The following is an 18,397-nucleotide window of genomic DNA, read 5'->3' as shown; positions in this document are numbered from 1 at the left end:
CGCGCCGACGGGACGCGGACAGCCGGGCCGGAACCCCACGGCGTGCCCGCCGCCCCGGCCGGCCCCGGCCGGGGCGGCCGAGCCGCACGGTACGCCGACCTGGCCGGCACCCTGGCACGGCTCGGACTCGCCGCGGTGTGGTTCGTCGCCGGAACCTCGAAACTGGCCGACCCCGGAGCCGGTTACCTCGCCGTACGGGCCTACCAGGTGCTGCCGAACGCGTGTATCCGGCCGGTCGCGATCGGCCTGCCACTGCTGGAACTGCTCCTCGGCCTGTTCCTGCTCCTCGGGCTCGGCACCCGGGTGGCGGCCCTCTGCTCCGGCCTGCTGCTGCTCGCACTGATCGCCGCCATCGCCCAGTCCTGGGCACGCGGCCTCAGTATCGACTGCGGCTGCTTCGGCGGCGGCGGCGAGATCGACGCCGGCCGGACCCGCTACCCCCAGGAGATCGCGCGGGACGTCGGCTTCCTCGCCCTCGCGCTCTGGCTCACGCTCAGGCCACGCACCCTGCTGGCGATCCCCACCACCGGCACCGAACGGACGGAGGTCCCCGCATGACCAGGACCGCCAAGGCCCCCCGGGCCCGGCTGAGCTCCCAAGCCCTCGCCACCATCGAACGCCGGCAGCGCGACGGCCGTCGCAGGCGCGGCATCCGCGCACTGGTCGCCGTCATCGTGGCAGCCGCCCTGGCCGGCGGCATCGCCCTGGCCACCCGGGCCGGCGACCGCTCGGCGGCCGAACACGTCATCCCCGCCCAGGGAACCCCGCACATCCGCGCCGACTACTACGGCACCCGCGACGGTACGACCGTCCTCTCCGGCGGCAACGCACCCCACACCCTCGACCTCTACGCGGACTTCCTCTGCCCGCAGTGCGGCCGCCTGCACAAGGCCCTCGGCACCGCCATCGAGCAGGCCACCGAATCCGGCAGACTCCAGGTCCGGTACCACATGGTTCCGCTCCTCGTGGACTTCTCCAACCCGGCCGGGTACTCCCTGGACGCCGCCAACGCGGCCCTCTGCGCCGCCGACGCGGGCACGTTCCTCCCATTCCACGCCAGTCTCTTCGCCGACCAGCCCAAGGAAGGCCGCCGGGGCTACGACCGCTCCCAGTTGACCGACCTCGGCCACCGCCTCGGCATCACCAACCAGACGTTCGACTCCTGCGTCACCACCGGCGCCTACGACGCCCGACTCCGCCAGGAACTCACGCGTGTCTCCGCCGACCCCGCCCTGCAACAGCCCGGCGCCCGCAACTCCCGCTTCGGCACCCCCACCGCCGTCGCCGACGGCACGCACCTCGTCGACCTCACCACCTCCGACTGGCTCGACCGACTCCTCGCTTCCTGAGCAGCCGAAAGCCACACCGCTCGCCCGGCTACGACGGCCGGGGCCGCTCGGCGAAGTCCAGGACGGTGACGGAGGGACGGCGGGCGGCCAGGGCCGGGGTGGCCAGGGCGAGGGGCAGCAAGGCGCCGACGAGCCCGCGGCCACCGGTCGGGCGGACGTCCCGTACCGCCGACACGGCCGGACTGGCGGTGCGGAGCTTCTCCCGCTCACCCGCGTCCATCGCCCACGGCATCGGCGGCGGCCGGTAGCCGTGGGCATGCATCTTCCCGTTCAGGGTGAGCCGGCTGAACCAGCGCGGCACGGCGTCCAGCACGAGCGAGCCGCCCGGGAACCGTTCGGCGCAGTCGGCGATCAGGGATCTGACCCGGGCCGGCGGGAGGTACATCAACAGGCCTTGTGCGCTGATCAGCACCTCGCGGCTGCGGTCGACCTCGTCGGCCCACCCCAGTTCGGTGGCGTCGGCGGCCAGGTAGCGCTGGCGCTCGCCGGGCGGCAACAGTGCCTCCCGCAGTGCCACCAGGTCGGGCAGGTCCACGCTCAGCCAGCGGGCCCGCCCGTTGTCGACCCGCCAGTACTGGGTCTCCAGGCCCTCCCCGAGGCAGACCACGGTGCCGCGCGGCTCCCGCGCGAGGAAGTCGGCCACCTCGCGGTCGAAGCAGGCCGCGCGCAGGGCCTGGAGCTGGGCCTGGGTGCCGCTGGTGCCGAACCGCTCCGCGAAGGGGTAGTCGATCCGGTCGACCAGTTCGACGGCCTTCGGGTCCTGGAGCACGGTGTCCGGCCGGCGTGCCTCCAGCGCCCGGTGCCACAACGTCCACAGCGCCGTCTCCGGCACCGCCTCCAACTCGGGCCGCTTCACCGGCTCGGGCCGGTCCGCGCCGACAGTCATCGCTCGCTCCTTCGACGTGCTCCGCGCGTGCTTAGCGTGGGCTCCGCGTGTGCCGCGTGGGCTCCGCGGGCTCCGCGCTCGGGCAGGCATGAACCCGCCGATTCTGACACCGGCCGGGCGCGCGTGCCCGGCCCGACGCGCGGCTCAGCCCACGCTGAAGGCGCCGTCCGGCGGGGGCGGGGAGTCGGTGGCGTCGGCGTCCGTCACCGGCGCGGTTCGGCCCACCAGGGCTGCCAGGTCGTCCCCCTCCACCAGCCGGGCCGGGAAGATGTCGCCCGCGAACAGCCGGGCCAGCTCCGCCACCGGCAGCGGCGCCGTCGAACCGGCCAGCAGCACGTTGCCGTACCGCCGCCCGCGCAGCACCGACGCCTCCGCGACCAGGCACACGTACGGGAACACCGCCCGCACCGTCGCCGCCTGCGCCTTCGCGAAGGCCAGCGGCGGGCCGTCCGCCAGGTTCGCCGCGTAGCAGCCGCCGTGGCGCAGCGCGGCCGCGGCAAGGCGCAGGAACTCCACCGAAGTGAGGTGCGCGGGGGTGCGTGAGCCGTGGAAGACGTCGGCGATCACCAGGTCCTGCGAGCCCGCCGGGACGTCGGTGAGGGCCGCGCGGGCGTCGCCGACGCTCGCGGTGATGTCCGCACCGGGGCCCTGCCAGGGCAGGTGCTCGGCGACGAGCTCCAGCAGCGGCCCGTCCACCTCCACCACGCGCTGCCGCGACCCCGGCCGGGTGGCGGCCAGGTAGCGGGGCAGGGTGAGCGCGCCGCCGCCGAGGTGCAGCGCGGCCAGCGGCCGGCCGGCGGGGGCCAGCGCGTCGACGAGGTGGCCGAGGCGCCGGGTGTACTCGAACTCCAGGTGCGTCGGGTCGGCGAGGTCGACGTAGGACTGCGGGGTGCCGTCCAGCGTCAGCAGCCAGCCGCCGTCGCGGTCGATGTCCGGCATGAGCTTGGCGAACCCGAGGTCGGTCCGCCGACCGACCGGCACCGGCTCGTCGTGCTCGTCCGGCACGTCCTGATCCTCGTGCTCGGCGCGCCCGTCGTGCTCGCCGTGCTCGCCGTACTCGAAGGTCACGCGTGCTCCCCGACCGGCCGCACGTCCAGGTAGCCGGCCAGCCACTGGTCCAGCTCGGCGAAGGCCTGGGTGCGGGCCTTCTCCCCGGAGAGCATCAGGTCGTGCATGCCGCCCTCGATCCGCACGATCGTGACGTGCCGGCCCAGCATCGGGCCCTGCGCGGCGATGTCGTCGGCGCGCAGCACGGCGTCCGCATGGTGCAGCGCGTTGTGCCACTTGGTGGTGGCGATGGACTTGGTGGAGGCCATCAGCAGCACCGGCACGTCGATCCCCAGCCCGTGCCGCAGCCGCCGGTGCCCCTGGTGGATCGCCGACAGCCAGCCCGCGAACAGCGGGAAGCCCTCGGCGGGCTTCAGGGTGAGGTCGAAGTCCCACTCGCCCCTGTGGTCCTTGTGCAGGCTGTGCGTGTAGTGCGGGTTCATCGTCGACGGCAGGACGCGGGTCGGCGCCAGCCGCCCGATCGCCGTCACCGCCGGCCCGCCGAAGGTCCGCACGGCCTGCGAGGCCGGCATCGACAGGAACGGCGAGTTGAGGAACAGCCCGTCCACCAGGCCGCGCCCGGCCCGCCGCCCCGCCCACAGCGCGGCCACCAGCCCACCGGTGGAGTGCCCGTTCAGCAGCAGCTTCCGGTGCCCGTCCACCTCCCGGATGACGCGGACGGCCTCGTCGATCTCCTCGTCGTACTCGGCGAGGCTCCGGACGAAGTTCGGCGACTGGTGCGGCCGCAGCGAGCGGCCGTACTTGCGCAGGTCGAGCGCGTAGAAGGAGAACCCGAGCGCGGCGTAGTGGTCGGCCAGGTTGGTCTGGAAGAAGTAGTCGTTGTAGCCGTGGATGTACAGCACGGCCCGCTCCGCCCCGGGCACGACCCGACGCACCAGCGTCGCGCACACCTCCCCCTCGGCGTCGGGGCGCAGCTCCAGCTCCGCCGCCTCGTAGGGGGCACCCAGGATGTCTTCCCGAAACTCCATCGCCGCCGCACCGATCCTTCGCTCCGCCTGCCTCCGCAGGGCAGGTGACCACCCGTTCCGAGCCACGACGATACCGGCCGGTAGCCGCGGGCCGCTCGGCGGAGTCGTTCACTCCTCGGTGACGGTGCCTTCCGCCTCGAGCCCGGCGAGAATCGCTTGCCCCCGCGCGTAGGCCTCCTCCGCTTCCGCCACGGCACCCGCGCCCCGGAGGGCGTCGCCGAGATTGCACCAGGCGACGGCCTCGCCATGACGCTTGCCGAGCCGTTGGAAGGCCGAGAGGGCCTGGCGGCACTCGACCTCCGCCTCGGCGAACCGCGCGAACGAGGTGAGGACGGCCCCCAGGTTGGCCTGGGCGTCGGCTGCGCCCGCGGCGTCCCCGCATGCCTGGAACAGGTCCCGGGAGCGGTAGAGGGCTTCGACCCCCTCCTCGTACCGCCCCAGACTCCCGTAGGCCGCAGCGGCGTTGCAGAGGATCGCGGCCTCATGGTGCCGGTCGTCCAGCTCCCGGTCGATGCCGAGACCCGCTTCGTACGAAAGCGCCGCGTCCTCGAAGCGCCCCATGGCGAACAGGCAGTTGCCGAGGTTGGTCAGGACGATCGCCTCGCTCTCGCGGTCGCCGACGTCCCGGCAGGCCACCAGTGCCTCCCGGTGGGCGGCTTCGGCCTCGTCGTGGCGCTTCATGCTCTGAAGCAGGTTCCCGAGTCTGGTTGCGGACTCGGCCTCGGCGAAGCGGTCGCCGAGTTCCTGGTCGATCGCCAGGGCCCGACGCTCCGAGGCCAGCGCCTCGTCCGGCCTGCGGACGTGCCGCAGCGCCGCACCGAGGGTCCTACGGGCCAGGACCTCGCTGTGCCGGTCACCGAGTTCCTCGAAGACGGCGCAGGCACGCAGGCCGGCCTCGACCGCCTCCTCGTACCGCTGCACCCGCAGGAGCACCGCACCGAGTCCCCCCGAGGCCTTCGCCTCGCTGTGCCGGTCGCCGAGCGCCCGGAAGGCGTCGAGTGCCCGCTGGTGGGCGTCGATCGACTCCTCGAAACGGCGTAGTTCTCCCAGGACGACACCGACGCTCGCCCACGCCGTCGCCTCACCGTTGCGGTCGCCGACCTCCGCCAGGATCTCCCGGCCCGCCCGCAACAGCTCGACGGCTTCGTCGAACCGGCGGACCTCCGCCAGCAGGCCACCCAGGTTGATCAGCGAACGTGCCTCCGCCGGGCGGTCACGCTCCTCCCGGACGATCGCGAGGGCATGCCGGTGGATCTCGCTCGCGTCGCCGAACTGCCGCAGTCCCCACAGGGCGTTGCCGAGGTTGACGTACGCACCGGCCTCCCCCAGGGGGTCACCGAGGGCCCGGCAGATCGCCCCGACGTGGCGGTGGGCCTCAGCTGCTTCTGCGAACCGTCGAGCGTGTTCGAGTGCCAGACCGCGATTGCTCCGGACCGTGGCGTCCACGTCCGCCTGCCCGAGGTCGGCGGCGGCCTCGAGCGCGGTGGCGGTGACCGTCAGGGCATCGTCGGTCCGGAACCAGCGGATGAGGTGGGGTGTCAGGGACGACGACAGGTGCACCACCAGACGGGGAAGCCCGGAGACGGCCGCGCTCTGAACCGCTGCGGTCAGATTGACCCGCTCGCGCTCCAACCAGACGAGCGCCTCGTTCCGATCGCCGAAACGGTCCGCCATCGTGCAGATCGGCAGCTCCCGCACCTGGGCATCCGCGGGGCCGACGCGCGTCGCGTAGTACTCCAGCAGGCGGCGGAGAGCAGCCTTCCCGTCCTCCGGACGGCGTCGCGAACGCTCCGCCGCGTAGACCCGTGTGAGGTCGTGCAGGTACCAGCGGCCGCCTTCTGCGTTCTGTTCGATGAGGGCCGTTCCCGCGAGTCTGGCGAGGAGGGAGCGGGTTTCGCGGGGTTTGCGGTCGATGAGGGCGGCGGCGGCCTCGGTGGCGATGTCGGGGCCGGGGTTGAGGGCCAGGAGGCGGAAGAGGTCGGCGAGTTCGGGGGTGAGGCGGCGGTAGGAGCGGTCCAGGGTGAGGCGGATGCCGGTGTCGCCGTCGTGCAGGAGGTCGAGGCGGTCGGCGCCGTCGGCCAGGTCGTCGGCGAGTTCCACCGGGCGCAGGTGCGGGTCGAGGACGAGCTGGGCGGCGGCGAGGCGCAGGGCCAGGGGGAGGTGGCCGCACAACTCGGCTGTGCGGTGGGCGTTCCCCGGGTCGGCTGCGATGCGGTCGTCGTCGGGCCGGGCCGCGCGGACGGCTGTGTCGAGGAGGTGGATCGCCGCCCCGGGGGCGAGGACGCCGAGCCGGTGGAGGCGGGCGCCGAGGCTGGGGAGGGTTTCCCGGGAGGTGACGAGGAGGCGGTGGCGGGGCGAGGGCGGGGCGAGGAGGCGGACCTGGTCGGCGGCGGAGGCGTTGTCGGCGATGACGAGGACGCCGTGTTCGTGCCGTTCCAGCTGGGTGCGGTAGAGGGCGGCTCGGGTCTCCGGGTCCGGCGGGATGTGTTCGGCGGGGACTCCCAGGGCCCGCAGGAGGGTGTCGAGGGCGTGACCGCCCTCGGCCGGGGTCTCGTCGTAGCCGCGGAGGTCGACGAGGACGGCGAGGGTGACGTGGCCGGCGGCCAGGAGGGCGTGGCCGGCCGCGATCGCCAGGGTGGTCTTGCCGATGCCGCCGAGGCCGGTCACGGTGACTGTCGGCGACCCGTCCGTGGTGAGGAGGGTGCGGAGGGCTGCCAGGTCCTGGTCGCGGCCCGTGAAGGCGGCGGTGAGCGGCGGCAGGCCCGCGATCGTCGGCGGCCGGGCCCCGACCGTCACGTTCGCCGTGTCGGCCTGGACGACCGGGCCGTGGAAGGTTCCCCCGCGGATGCTGTTGTGCACTGGCTCAGGGTACTCTCCGCGCCTCCCTGCCCCTCCTCGTGCGCCTGCTGTGCGCCGGTGTGGGTGTGGAACGCTTCCCGTACAGGGAAGGCGAGTTGGGGAGGTTGCATGCAGCAGGGGCACAGCGATCCGTCGCTCTACCGGTCGGCTTCCGAGGCCATCGCGGCGCCGCCGGAGAAGCTCGCGTACGTCGCCGGGTTCGACCGGGCGGGGCGGCGGCCGGACGCACTGCTCACGGTGGACACGGATCCCGCGTCGGGGACCTACGGCAAGGTCCTGAACTTCGCCGAACTCCCCACTCTGGGTGACGAGTTGCACCACTTCGGGTGGAACGCCTGCTCCAGTGCGCTGGCGCACGCCTGCCACGAGAATCCGGAGCGGCGCTTCCTGCTCCTGCCCGGCCTCCGCTCGTCCCGGCTGCACGTGATGGACACCCGGCCGGACCCGGTGCGCCCGCGGCTGGTGAAGACGGTCGAGGCCGCGGAGCTCGCGGCCAAGGCGGGCTATTCGCGCCCGCACACCCTGCACTGCGGCCCGGACGGGGTGTTCCTGTCCTGCCTGGGTGCCGGTGAGGGCGCGGACGGTCCGGGTGGGGTGGCGATCCTCGACCACACCACCTTCGAGGTGCTGCGGGCCTGGGAGACCGAGCGCGGGCCGCAGCACTTCGCATACGACGTCTGGTGGCACCTGGGCACCAACGTGGGGGTGACCAGTGAGTGGGGCACCCCGTGGATGGTCGAGGACGGGGTGGTGCCGGAGCTGCTGCTGGGCCGCAAGTACGGGCACGCGCTGCACTTCTGGGAGCTGGACTCGGGCCGGCACCTGCAGCGGATCGACCTCGGCGACCAGTACCAGATGGTGCTGGAGCTGCGTCCGGCGCACGATCCGCAGGCGGAGTGGGGGTTCGCCGGGGTGGTGGCGAACGTCGAGGACCTGTCGTCCTCGATCTGGCTCTGGTACCGGGACGGGCCGGCGTTCACCGCGCGCAAGGTGATCGAGATCCCGGCCGAGCCCGCCAAGGCCGAGGACCTGCCGCCCGCACTGCAGCCGTTCGGCGCGGTGCCTCCGCTGGTCACCGACATCAACCTGTCGGTGGACGACCGCTGGCTGTACGTGTCGGCGTGGGGCACCGGCGAGTTGTTCCAGTTCGACGTCTCGGACCCGTTCCACCCCCGGCCGGCCTCCTCCGTGCGCCTCGGCGGGGTCGTCGCCCGCACCCCGCACCCGGCCGAGCCGGGGCGGCCGTTGAGCGGGGCGCCGCAGATGGTGGAGATCAGCCGGGACGGCCGGCGGCTGTACCTGACCAACTCCCTCTACGGCGCCTGGGACGACCAGATCTACCCGGACGGCATCGAGCCCTGGATCGTCAAGCTGGACGCCGACACCGGGGCGGGCGGGCTGAGCGTCGACGAGCGGTTCTTCCCGCACGGCGCCGACTTCCGGGGCCTGCGCGTCCACCAGACCCACCTCGCGGGCGGCGACGCGTCCTCGGACTCGTACTGCTTCCGGTGATCGCTCAACGCTGCAGCGCCTGGTCGTAGCGGACCCGGCCCAACGGCAGTCCGGCGGCCACGAGTCGGCGGCGGACGGAGTCGACCATGCCGACCGGGCCGCTGACGCAGGCCAGGTGGTCGCGCCAGTCGCCCGCCGCCGCGACGGCGTCGGCGAGGCGGCCGGCCGTCACCGGAGTGAGAGTCAACCACGGTTTGTGCAGGCCGAGTTCGGCGATTGCCTGCCAGTCGTAGAGGTCGGCGCGGTCCCGGGCGCCGACGAACAGGTGGACCTTCCGGCCGGGGGGCCGGTGGGCGGCCTGCTGCTCGACGATCGCCTTCATCGGGGCGAGGCCGGTGCCTCCCGCGACCAGCAGCAGGTCGCGGGCGTCGCCGTCGGGCAGCAGGCTGCCGCGCGGCGGGCCGAGGCGCAGCCGGTCGCCGACGGCGGTGTGCTCGACCAGGGCGGCGCTGACCCCGTCGGGGCCGGTGCGGCGGACGTGGAGCTCCAACTCGTTGTCGGTGCGCGGGGCGCAGCCCATCGAGTACTGCCGCCAGGTGTGCGGCAGCGCCGGGTGTTCGACGGTGCCGTACTGTCCGGCGCGGTACGGGTACGGTTCGCCGGTGCGCACCCGCAGCACGGCGAGGTCGGGGCGGCGGCGCTCGTGGCCGGTCACCACGGCGTGCCAGTACGGGGGTTCGGTGAGCGCGGAGTCGGCGCCGGCGACCATCGCGCCGACGGCGAAGCGGAGCATCCGGACCCAGGCGGCTTCCAGCTCCTCCGTCCGGTGCTCGCCGGCGCGGTGGCGGATCGCCGCGCACAGGGCTTCCTCGAAGGCCTCGTAGTGGACCGGCCGGACACCCAACTTCCGGTGATCACGGCCGAGTTGGCGCAGTGTCTGGCCGAGTTCGGCGGGCTGGTGGAGGTGGTCGATCAGGTGGTGGAAGATCCGTTCCAGGTGGGCCTGCTGGAACTCCATCGAGTCGGGGAAGAGCGGGCGCAGGTAGGGGCGGCGGCGGAACATGACCGCGTAGAGGTGGTCGATCAGCTCGGAGAGCGGGGCGATCAGGTCGAGGTCGCGCCGGATCAGGTGCTGGTCGGCGGCGCCGTCGTACCCGCCGCTCCCGCCGTCGCGGAGGTGCCCGCCGTCGCCGTACCCGTGGTCGGCGTACCCGTGGTCGCCGTACCCGTGGTCGCCGTAGCCGAAGTCGCCGCCGGAGGAGACGGACGGCGCGAGGAGTCGGCGGCGCAGGCGCATCGCGTGGTGACGGGCGATCAGCCGGTCGTACTCGGCGGTGGCGGTGGCGGTGCCGCTGGCAAGGTGCGTGCTGCTGCTGTTGTCCATGTCCTGTCCAGTCAACTGCGCGGCTCCGAATGCGAGAAGGGCCGATCGCCCCGGACGGACCCGGGACCATCGACCCCTTGCCAAGCGCCTGTCGCGACCGGCGTCCCGCGGCGGCGCGCCTCACCAAACGCCTCGCCGCGCACCCCGCCGAGCGGGTGCCGCTACCGGGACGGCTCGGTGGCGGAGTCGGCCACGTCCGAGGCCGCCCCGGCCTGGAACTCGGTGGCCGCCCAACTCGCCAGCAGCCGAAGCGACTCGGCCGAGGTCGAGCCCGGCTCGGCGTGGTAGGCGACCAGCACCTGGTCGGCGTCACCGGTCGGGCGCAGGGTCTCGTACTGCAGGCTGAGGCCGCCGACCACCGCGTGGTGCAGCCGCTTGGTGCCGTGGCCCTTGTCCTGGATGTTGTAGGTGGCCCACAGGCGCCGGAAGTCCTCGCTCTTGACGGAGAGTTCGCCGATCAGCGAGGCGAGGTGGGGGTCGTCCGGGTCGCGCCCGGCGTCCAGCCGCAGCATGCCCACGATGTCACTGGCCTTGCCCTCCCAGTCCACGTACAACCGGCGGGCGTCCGGGTCGAGGAAGACCTGCCAGGCCATGTTGCGCTGCTCCGGCGGCATCACCGCGAAGTCGCCCAGCAGGGCGCTGCCGAGCCGGTTCCAGGCGACGACGTCCAGGCGTCGGCCGAGCACGTACGCGGGCACGCCCTCCATCGCGTCCAGCAGTTGCTGCAGCGCGGGCCGCACCCGCTGCACCCGGGCGGCGGCCCGGCCGGAGCGGCGCCGGGCGGGCTTGGTGAGCCGGCCGAGGTGGTCGCGTTCGGCGGGGCTGAGCCGCAGCACCCGGGCGATGGCGTCCAGCACGGCGACCGAGACGTTCTCGCCGTGGCCCTGTTCGAGCCGGGTGTAGTAGGCGGTGCTGACTCCGGCGAGCTGGGCCAGCTCCTCGCGGCGCAGTCCGGGCACCCGGCGGCGCGTGGTGGTGTGCGGCAGCCCCACGTCCTCGGGCCGCAGCCGGGCGCGGCGGGATCGGAGGAACTCGCTGAGTTCGGTGCGCTGGTCCATGTCTGCAGTATGCGGGCGATCCGGCGCCCGGGGGCGGGCGAGGGTGACACTGCCGTGCGTACCTTCCGCAGACGTAGGCCCGGCCCGCGTACGTCCGGCCCGCGTACGTCCGGCCCGCCTAGGTCCGCCCCGCCTACGTCCCGGCTGCGTACGAAGATCTCTGGTCTGGTTGGCCGAACCGCGCCGCCGCAGTCTGGTGGGCATGACGAACGAGACGACGAAGAGCACCGAGAGCACCACGAGCACCACCGGCACCACGAGCGCCACCCGCACCGTCGCCGCCTACGCGGCGCAGCAGCCCGACGCCCCGCTGACGAAGACCACCGTCACCCGGCGGGCCGTGGGCGAGCACGACATCGTGATCGACATCCGCTTCTCCGGCATCTGCCACTCCGACATCCACCAGGTCGGCGAGGACTGGGGCACCGGCATCTTCCCGATGGTTCCGGGCCACGAGATCGCCGGCGTGGTCGCCGAGGTCGGCCCCGGCGTGACCCGCTGGAAGGTCGGCGACCGGGTCGGCGTCGGCTGCTTCGTCGACTCCTGCCGCGAGTGCGACAACTGCCGGGCCGGTCTCCAGCAGTACTGCACCGGGGAGGGCGGCGCCGTCTTCACCTACAACGGCACGGGCAAGGACGGCCTGCCGACCTACGGCGGTTACTCCGCGGAGCTGGTGGTGGACGAGGCGTACGCGCTGAGCATCCCCGACAACCTGCCGCTGGACGCCGCGGCGCCGCTGCTGTGCGCCGGCATCACGCTGTACTCGCCGCTCGCCCACTGGGGCGCGGGCCCGGGCAAGAAGGTCGCGATCGTCGGCCTCGGCGGCCTCGGCCACATGGGCGTGCAGCTCGCCCACGCGATGGGCGCGGAGGTCACCGTGCTCAGCCAGTCGCTGCGCAAGCGCGAGGACGGTCTCAAGCTCGGCGCCGACCACTACCGGGCCACCTCCGACCCGGCGACCTTCAGCGAACTGGCGGGCAGCTTCGACCTGATCGTCAACACCGTCTCCGCCGACCTCGACCTCAGCGCCTACCTGGGCCTGCTGCGCACCGGCGGCACGATGGTGCAGGTCGGTGCGCCGGAGAAGCCGGTGTCGGTCAACGCCCACGCACTGCTCGTCGGGCGCCGCTCACTGTCCGGGTCGATGATCGGCGGCCTGCCGGAGACCCAGGAGATGCTGGACTTCTGCGGTGAGCACGGCATCACCGCCGAGATCGAGCTGATCCGGGCCGAGCAGATCAACGAGGCCTACCGGCGGGTGCTGGCCGGCGACGTCCGGTTCCGCTTCGTGATCGACGCCTCGACCATCTGATCCGGGGCCCGGGGGCCGGGGGCCGGGGGCCGGGGGCCGTCCGGTCCGCCCCCACCCGGAGGCCCCGCACGAAGGTGCCCCGCGCTCCCGGTGCTCTCCCGTCACCAGGGCGCGGGGCCCCCGCGTCAGACCGAGGCGGTCTTGGCCGCATGCCGTTCGCCGTGCCGCTCCTCGCGGCGGTCCAGCCGCCGCTGCCGGCCCCGGCGCAGCGGTTGGTCGGGCAGCCAGCCGAAGGTGAGGCAGGCGCCGACCACCCCGAGCAGCATCCCGATCAGGAAGCCGCCCAGGTTGGAGGTGATCCAGCTGCCCAGCGAGGCCAGCACGGCGAGGATGGAGTAGAACAGCCGCTGGGCCGGGTTGAACAGGATCAGCAGGCCGCACAGCACCATCACCGCCGGGACCAGGTACCCGGCCAGTCCCTGCATGCCGATGTGCAGGACGACGGGCAGCGGGGCCCGCAGGGTGAACAGGATCTCGGCGCCGCCGAGCAGCACGAGCAGCCCGCCCCAGAACGGTCGCCTGCCCCGCCAGTCGCGTTTGGCCGGGCGGGCGGCGGGCTCGGCGGCGGGCGCCGTGGCGGCGGTGCCGGGCGCGGCGGCCGTCCCCTCGGCCGCCGCCTCCTCGGCCCGTGCGGTGGCGCCCTCTCCGGTCCCGGCCGTCGGCTCCGGTGCGGACTCCGTCATGCTCAGCAGCCCTGGGAGCTGAAGCTCAGCCGCAGGTTGGGCAGTTTGAACCCGACGGCGGTGCTCGCGTAGTTGTGCTGCTTGAGGCTGGTCAGCAGGACGGTGTCGGCCTGCTGGCCGAAGACGCCCGGGTTGCCCTTGCCGACCGGGCCGGCCTTGGTGAAGGTGCTGGCGTCGCCGCCGATCTCGATGTTGGTGAACTCCGCGTCGCCGGACAGCAGATCGGAGTCGGTGGTGAGGTTGGTGGCGGAGACGGGGGTGCCGCCGTCGCCCGCGTGGATCACCAGGTTGATGCCGCCGAGGTCGACGCTCTGGCACAGGTTGGTGATCTGCGCGCTCTTGATCGCCGACACCGCGACCAGTACCTGACCACCGGTGGAGCCGGCGTTGGGGCTGTCGGGGATCATCGAGTCCAGCGAGCCGTACTGGGCGAAGCCCTGTCCGTCGAGCTTGTCGGCGGTGATGGTGAACGGCATGCCGGAGATGGAGAACTGGGCGGCGAGCACGCCCTGGGCGGTGAGCGCCATCAGGACACCCCCGGCCGCGATGGCCGGGACGGCCATCAGGGCGGTGCGCTTGAGCCGTACCCGGCCTCTTCTCGGGCCGACCGGCTGGGGGGTCTCGGCCGCGGCGGCGGCGTCCTCGGACATGGCCATGTGTGCTCCCTTTGGGTGGAATGGGTGTGCAGGCACTGGCACGTTGCCCTGGCGCGGACAGCGTTGCGCGGCCCGCCCGACCGCCCGCCCCTCGGCAGCGGGGCGGGTGCGGACGGAGCGCGGTAGGTAACTGGGAAGCTACTGCCCGGTATTGGCCGGGTCAATACGGGTGCACGAAGGATCTTCACCAATCCCGGCCCCGGGCCCTTCACACGCCTCCGCCGGACCCGGCCGGACCTCCGCCGGGCCGGGCCGGACCGCCGTCTCCGGCCGTACGGACGCCTCCGCCGCACCCAGTCGCGCGGCCGCCTCCACCGGACCGAGGAACGGCGCCAGGCAGAACATGCTCAACACCGGCAACAGCTGCAGGAGTTGATCGGTCCGACCGGAGGCGATCCGGCGGTAGAGCGCGCTGTAGACGCCACCCACCACGGCGTCCACCATCTCGTCCACCCCTACCCCGCCCGGCAGTTGGGGGACCTCGGCGAAGAACGCCCGGAACCTGGTGAGGAGTTGGTCGCGCTCGCGCCGACCGGCCGGGCCTACCGCCTCGATCTCGATCACCGCCATGGTCGCGAACGCCGGTGTCCCGGCCAGCAGTTGGAGCATCGCGCCGAGTGCCTGCCGGATCCCGTGGCACCAGTCGGATTCGGCCGCGAAGGCCGTCGCCATCCGCCGCAGCACCACCCCGGTGCCGTACCGGTGCGCCGCCAGGAACGCGTCCTCCTTGCCGCTGAACAGCTCGTAGAAGACCGGCCTGGTCACACCCGCCGCGCGGCAGATGTCGCTCACCGTCGCGTGCTGGTAGCCGCGCTCGGCAACGGTCTGGACCAGCCCGTCCAGCAGCCGCTCGCGCTGGGTCGCGGCGACCACGCCGGCGGGCTGTCGGCGCGGGCCGGGCTTGATCGACCGGGCGGGATCGCGGCCGGTCCGCGCACCGGGCAGCAGGACCACGTCGGCACTCCGGAGGTAGTTCCGATCCATCACCAACTCCTGTGTCCTGTATTGACATTGACGCAACAGCGGGTTTACAACACTGACAGGTTTCCAACCGGTGGGCGAGCAGGCCCCCACCGGCCGACCTCCAGGGGCTCCCAGGATCCGGGCGAACCTCCCGGACCACGGGACCACGGCGGGCGCAGGCCCGCGGCGGTGGCAGCCGCCGACGTGCACCCCCACAGCACCGCACGTCCGCACCGACTCGGCGCAGTACCACGGCGCAGCGCCTCCTGCAGAGCCCCGCTCCGCAGGGCCACTTCGCAGGGCCACTTCGCAGAGCCGCGTCGCAGGGCCGTTCCTCAGTGCCGCTGTGTCGTGCACCGCCGTAACACACCTCCGTACCGCACGAGCGGGCCCGTGGCGCCGGGCCCGCCCGCACCGCGGCCCCGCCGGAGCCCCCGGTACGCCATGCACCTCCCCCGTCGTGCACACCACCACACCCGCACGCCGGGATTCCCCCCACCCGTCCCCCGGACGGAGAGAGGTACCCTCATGCGCATCCGCCGCACCCTCGCCACCGCCGCCCTCGCCGCACTCGCCCTCACCGGCGCGGCCGTGGCACCCGCCGAGGCCGCCACCGCCGTGCTCACCACCGGAAGCCCGACCGGGCCGGCCGTCGCCGTCGGCGACGTCCTGAGCGCCAACCTGGCCCCGGGCAGCTTCGCCACCTTCTACAACAGCGCCACCGGGACGAGCGGCATCAAGTGCGCCGCCTCCTCCTTCTCGGCGACGGTCACCTCCAACCCGGCCGCCCCGGGCAGCGCCGTCGAGCAGCTCAACACCCAGACCTTCGGCTCCTGCACGTCCAACGTCCTCGGCGTCACGGGCGTCAAGAGCATCACCGTCACCAACCTGCCGTTCACCAACACGGTCAGCGACGGCCCCGGCAACCCGGTCAAGCTCACCCCCGGCGCGGCCGGCCCGATGGGCACCACCGTGGTGCTCAGCACCATCCTGGGCAGCGTCAGCTGCAACTACCAGAACACCACCGGGATCAACGGCACCACCTCGAACACCGGCAACACCATCGGCTTCTCCGCGCAGCCGTTCACCCTCGCCTCCGGCCCCGGCCTGTGCTTCTCGACGGGCTGGTTCAGCGCCACCTACGGCCCGGTCACCGACACCTCCGTCGCCGGCAGCCCGGTCCTGTTCGTCAACTGACGCAGCGGGCCCACCGGAACGCACCCGCGGCGTACGGCCCCGGCAGGCCGTACGCCGCTCCGTCATGCCCACCGCGCCGGCCCGTCGACCCCCCGCGACAAGGAAGTGACCGGCCGGTAGGGTGGCGCCGCACGGAGACGGCGAACCGGAACGGGGCAGGCGGATGACCAGCGGCAGCAGCGGGAACGGCGACGGTACGGGCTTCTTCACCTCGGTCACGGACGCGGCCGAACAGCTCGCCGCCACCGGCTACCTCGCCTCCACCGCCGTCGCCACCACCGTCTTCCTCGCCGACCGGCTCGGCAAGCCGCTGCTCGTCGAAGGCCCCGCCGGGGTCGGCAAGACCGAACTCGCCAAGGCTGTCGCCGCGATCGGCCGGGCCAGGCTGGTCCGGCTCCAGTGCTACGAGGGCATCGACGAGGCCCGCGCGCTCTACGAGTGGAACCACGCCAAGCAGCTGCTGCGGATCACCGCCGGCCGCGACGAGGGCTGGGACGAGGCCCGCGGCGACATCTTCGGCGAGGAGTTCCTGCTCACCCGCCCGCTGCTCACCGCCATCCGCGGCGAGGAGCCGACGGTGCTGCTGATCGACGAGATGGACAAGGCCGACGTCGAGGTCGAGGCGCTGCTGCTGGAGGTGCTCAGCGACTTCCAGGTGACCGTCCCCGAACTCGGCACCATCACCGCGAGCCGCCGCCCCTTCGTCGTGCTCACCTCCAACGCCACCCGCGAGCTCTCCGAAGCCCTGCGCCGCCGCTGCCTCTTCCTCCACCTCGACTACCCGGAGGCCGAGTTGGAGCGCAGGATCGTCCGCCTCAAGGTGCCCGGACTGGACGACACGCTGGCCGAGTCGCTGGTCCGGATCGTCGGCGCGCTGCGCGCGATGGAGCTGCGCAAGGCGCCGTCCGTCGCCGAGACCATCGACTGGGCCCGCACCCTGCTCGCCCTCGGCGCGGACACCCTCGACGAGACGGCCGTCCGCGACACCCTCGGGGTGATCCTCAAGCACCAGGACGACATCCGGAAGGCCGCCCAGAAGCTCACCCCGGCATGACCGCCGAACCCCGCCCGAGCGAGCCCGCCGACACCGCCGCCCGCCTCACCGGCCTGGTCCGCGCCCTGCGCGGCCACGGACTGCGGATCGGCCCCGCCGAGACCGTCGACGCCGCCGCCGTCCTCGACGTCCTCGGCTTCGCCGACCGCGAGCAGATGCGCGCCGGCCTGGCCGCCGCCCTGCTGCGCTCCGACGGCCAGCGGACCGTCTTCGACGCCACCTTCGACCTCTTCTTCCCCCTCGGCGTCGGCATCCCCGAAGCCGTCCGCACCGACCCGCCGCCGGTGCCCGACGGCGCCGAACCGCCGCGCTACGGCCGCCCCGACCCGCTCCGCGACGACCTGCGCGAACGCCTCGCCGCCGCCCTCGCCGCCGACGACCGCGCCGCCCAGGCCCGGCTCGCCGGCGAGGTCGTGGAGGCCTTCGGCCGGTACGGCGCCGGCGGCGCGCCCGGCTCCGACGGCTGGTCCGCCCAGCAGGCGCTCGGCCGGCTCGGCCCCGACACGCTGCTCGCCCGGATCCTCGCCGCCCTGCGCAGTGGGCCGGGCACGGCGGACCTCTCCGACCTCGTCCTCGCCGACGAGGTCCGCCGTCGCATCCGCGACTTCCGCGCCCTGGTCACCACCGAGGCCCGCCGGCGGGTCGCCGAGCTGCGCGGCCCCGAGCGGATCGCCGAACGCGCCGTCGCCCCCACCGCCGACCGGATCGACTTCCTCTACGCCGGCCGCGACCAGCTCGCCGAACTGCGGCGCACCGTCCACCCGTTGGCCCGCAAGCTCGCCACCCGCCTGGCCGCCCGACGCCGCCGCGCCGCCCGCGGCCGGATCGACCTGCGCCGCACCCTGCGCCGCTCCCTCGGCACCGGCGGCGTGCCACTGCGCCCCGCCCACCGGCTGCGCCGCCCGGCCCGGCCGGAGCTGGTGCTGCTGTGCGACGTCTCCGGCTCGGTGGCGGGCTTCGCCGACTTCACCATGCTGCTGGTGCAGGCGATGAGCGAACAGTTCAGCAAGGTCCGGGTGTTCGCCTTCGTCAACCGCACCGCCGAAGTCACCGACCTGCTCAGGAACGGCGACGACCCGGCCCGGCTGGCCGCCCGGATCCTCTCCGAGGCCCAGGTCATGGGCTACCACGGCAACAGCGACTACGGCTCGGCCCTCGGCGGGTTCGCCGACCACCACCTCGACGCCGTCGGCCCGCGCACCTGCGTCCTGATCCTCGGCGACGCCCGCACCAACCACCGCGACCCCAACCTCGACGCCCTGCGCCGGATCGCCGGCCGGGCGCGGCGGGTCATCTGGCTCAACCCCGAGCAACCCTCCCTGTGGCCCACCGGCGACTCCGCCGCCCACGCCTACGCGGGCATCGTGGACATGCACTCCTGCCGCAACGCCCGCCGCCTCGGCGAACTCATCGCCCGCCTCCTGCCGGTCTGAGCCGCACCCCGGCCCACCCCTCGGACAGCGCCCGTCCGGCCAGACCGGGCCGGCGCCCCACCCGGGCGACCGGCC

Annotated in this window: 16 protein-coding genes; 7 read left to right on the top strand and 9 right to left on the bottom strand. The window is 73.6% G+C overall.

Annotated features, from left to right (window positions below; all coding sequences use genetic code 11):
- The first annotated feature begins 42 nt into the window (after positions 1 to 42).
- Both ABTY56_RS09260 and ABTY56_RS09255 read left to right on the top strand, forming a co-directional pair.
- On the top strand, positions 43 to 558 hold the full coding sequence (locus tag ABTY56_RS09260) for a MauE/DoxX family redox-associated membrane protein (protein WP_350627811.1): 516 nt from the start codon (positions 43 to 45) through the stop codon (positions 556 to 558).
- Complete coding sequence (locus ABTY56_RS09255) at positions 555 to 1,349, top strand: DsbA family protein (RefSeq protein ID WP_350627810.1); 795 nt, start codon at positions 555 to 557, stop codon at positions 1,347 to 1,349. The genes ABTY56_RS09260 and ABTY56_RS09255 overlap by 4 nt, the downstream gene beginning before the upstream one ends.
- A 28-nt stretch (positions 1,350 to 1,377) precedes the next feature.
- On the opposite strand, the gene ABTY56_RS09250 is transcribed toward ABTY56_RS09255, so the two are convergent.
- The 4 genes from ABTY56_RS09250 to ABTY56_RS09235 form a co-directional block, all read right to left on the bottom strand.
- Complete coding sequence (locus ABTY56_RS09250; RefSeq protein ID WP_350627808.1) at positions 1,378 to 2,235, bottom strand: class I SAM-dependent methyltransferase; 858 nt, start codon at positions 2,233 to 2,235, stop codon at positions 1,378 to 1,380.
- A gap of 144 nt (positions 2,236 to 2,379) precedes the next feature.
- The gene (locus ABTY56_RS09245; protein WP_350627928.1) at positions 2,380 to 3,174 is read right to left on the bottom strand and encodes a spermidine synthase; all 795 of its coding nucleotides are present in this window, start codon (positions 3,172 to 3,174) and stop codon (positions 2,380 to 2,382) included.
- A gap of 125 nt (positions 3,175 to 3,299) precedes the next feature.
- Entirely contained in the window at positions 3,300 to 4,271 is a 972-nt protein-coding gene (locus ABTY56_RS09240; RefSeq protein ID WP_350627806.1) for an alpha/beta hydrolase, read from the bottom strand.
- A gap of 108 nt (positions 4,272 to 4,379) precedes the next feature.
- Positions 4,380 to 7,130, bottom strand: coding sequence for a tetratricopeptide repeat protein (locus ABTY56_RS09235; protein WP_350627805.1), 2,751 nt, complete (start codon positions 7,128 to 7,130; stop codon positions 4,380 to 4,382).
- A 108-nt stretch (positions 7,131 to 7,238) separates the two neighbouring features.
- On the opposite strand from ABTY56_RS09235, the gene ABTY56_RS09230 reads away from it, so the two are divergent.
- Positions 7,239 to 8,642, top strand: a complete 1,404-nt coding sequence (locus ABTY56_RS09230) for a selenium-binding protein SBP56-related protein (RefSeq protein ID WP_350627803.1) — start codon at positions 7,239 to 7,241, stop codon at positions 8,640 to 8,642.
- 4 nt (positions 8,643 to 8,646) lie between these two features.
- On the opposite strand, the gene ABTY56_RS09225 is transcribed toward ABTY56_RS09230, so the two are convergent.
- Both ABTY56_RS09225 and ABTY56_RS09220 read right to left on the bottom strand, forming a co-directional pair.
- Entirely contained in the window at positions 8,647 to 9,966 is a 1,320-nt protein-coding gene (locus ABTY56_RS09225) for a globin domain-containing protein (RefSeq protein WP_350627801.1), read from the bottom strand.
- Between the two features lie 161 nt (positions 9,967 to 10,127).
- Positions 10,128 to 11,024, bottom strand: a complete 897-nt coding sequence (locus tag ABTY56_RS09220; protein WP_350627799.1) for a helix-turn-helix domain-containing protein — start codon at positions 11,022 to 11,024, stop codon at positions 10,128 to 10,130.
- A 202-nt stretch (positions 11,025 to 11,226) separates the two neighbouring features.
- Between ABTY56_RS09220 and ABTY56_RS09215 the strand changes: the two genes are divergently transcribed.
- The gene (locus ABTY56_RS09215) at positions 11,227 to 12,336 is read left to right on the top strand and encodes an NAD(P)-dependent alcohol dehydrogenase (RefSeq protein ID WP_350627797.1); all 1,110 of its coding nucleotides are present in this window, start codon (positions 11,227 to 11,229) and stop codon (positions 12,334 to 12,336) included.
- 125 nt (positions 12,337 to 12,461) lie between these two features.
- On the opposite strand, the gene ABTY56_RS09210 is transcribed toward ABTY56_RS09215, so the two are convergent.
- The 3 genes from ABTY56_RS09210 to ABTY56_RS09200 all read right to left on the bottom strand — a co-directional run bounded on the left by ABTY56_RS09210 (position 12,462) and on the right by ABTY56_RS09200 (position 14,659).
- Positions 12,462 to 13,019 (bottom strand): DUF6114 domain-containing protein, encoded by a 558-nt coding sequence (locus ABTY56_RS09210; protein WP_350627795.1) that lies wholly within the window; start codon positions 13,017 to 13,019, stop codon positions 12,462 to 12,464.
- A gap of 2 nt (positions 13,020 to 13,021) precedes the next feature.
- Positions 13,022 to 13,675 (bottom strand): DUF6230 family protein, encoded by a 654-nt coding sequence (locus ABTY56_RS09205; RefSeq protein ID WP_350627793.1) that lies wholly within the window; start codon positions 13,673 to 13,675, stop codon positions 13,022 to 13,024.
- Positions 13,676 to 13,813: 138 nt separating this feature from the next.
- Positions 13,814 to 14,659, bottom strand: coding sequence for a TetR/AcrR family transcriptional regulator (locus ABTY56_RS09200; protein WP_350627791.1), 846 nt, complete (start codon positions 14,657 to 14,659; stop codon positions 13,814 to 13,816).
- Positions 14,660 to 15,166: 507 nt separating this feature from the next.
- On the opposite strand from ABTY56_RS09200, the gene ABTY56_RS09195 reads away from it, so the two are divergent.
- The 3 genes from ABTY56_RS09195 to ABTY56_RS09185 all read left to right on the top strand — a co-directional run bounded on the left by ABTY56_RS09195 (position 15,167) and on the right by ABTY56_RS09185 (position 18,322).
- Entirely contained in the window at positions 15,167 to 15,835 is a 669-nt protein-coding gene (locus tag ABTY56_RS09195) for a Tat pathway signal sequence domain protein (RefSeq protein WP_350627789.1), read from the top strand.
- A gap of 163 nt (positions 15,836 to 15,998) precedes the next feature.
- The gene (locus ABTY56_RS09190; RefSeq protein WP_350627787.1) at positions 15,999 to 16,889 is read left to right on the top strand and encodes an AAA family ATPase; all 891 of its coding nucleotides are present in this window, start codon (positions 15,999 to 16,001) and stop codon (positions 16,887 to 16,889) included.
- A complete protein-coding gene (locus ABTY56_RS09185) occupies positions 16,886 to 18,322 on the top strand; it encodes a vWA domain-containing protein (RefSeq protein WP_350627785.1) in 1,437 nt (478 codons plus the stop codon). The genes ABTY56_RS09190 and ABTY56_RS09185 overlap by 4 nt, the downstream gene beginning before the upstream one ends.
- Positions 18,323 to 18,397 lie beyond the last annotated feature (75 nt).

It is taken from the genome of Kitasatospora sp. NPDC097691, assembly GCF_040302665.1.
GTDB lineage: Bacteria > Actinomycetota > Actinomycetes > Streptomycetales > Streptomycetaceae > Kitasatospora.
This window is presented reverse-complemented; position numbering and strand designations above follow the sequence as displayed.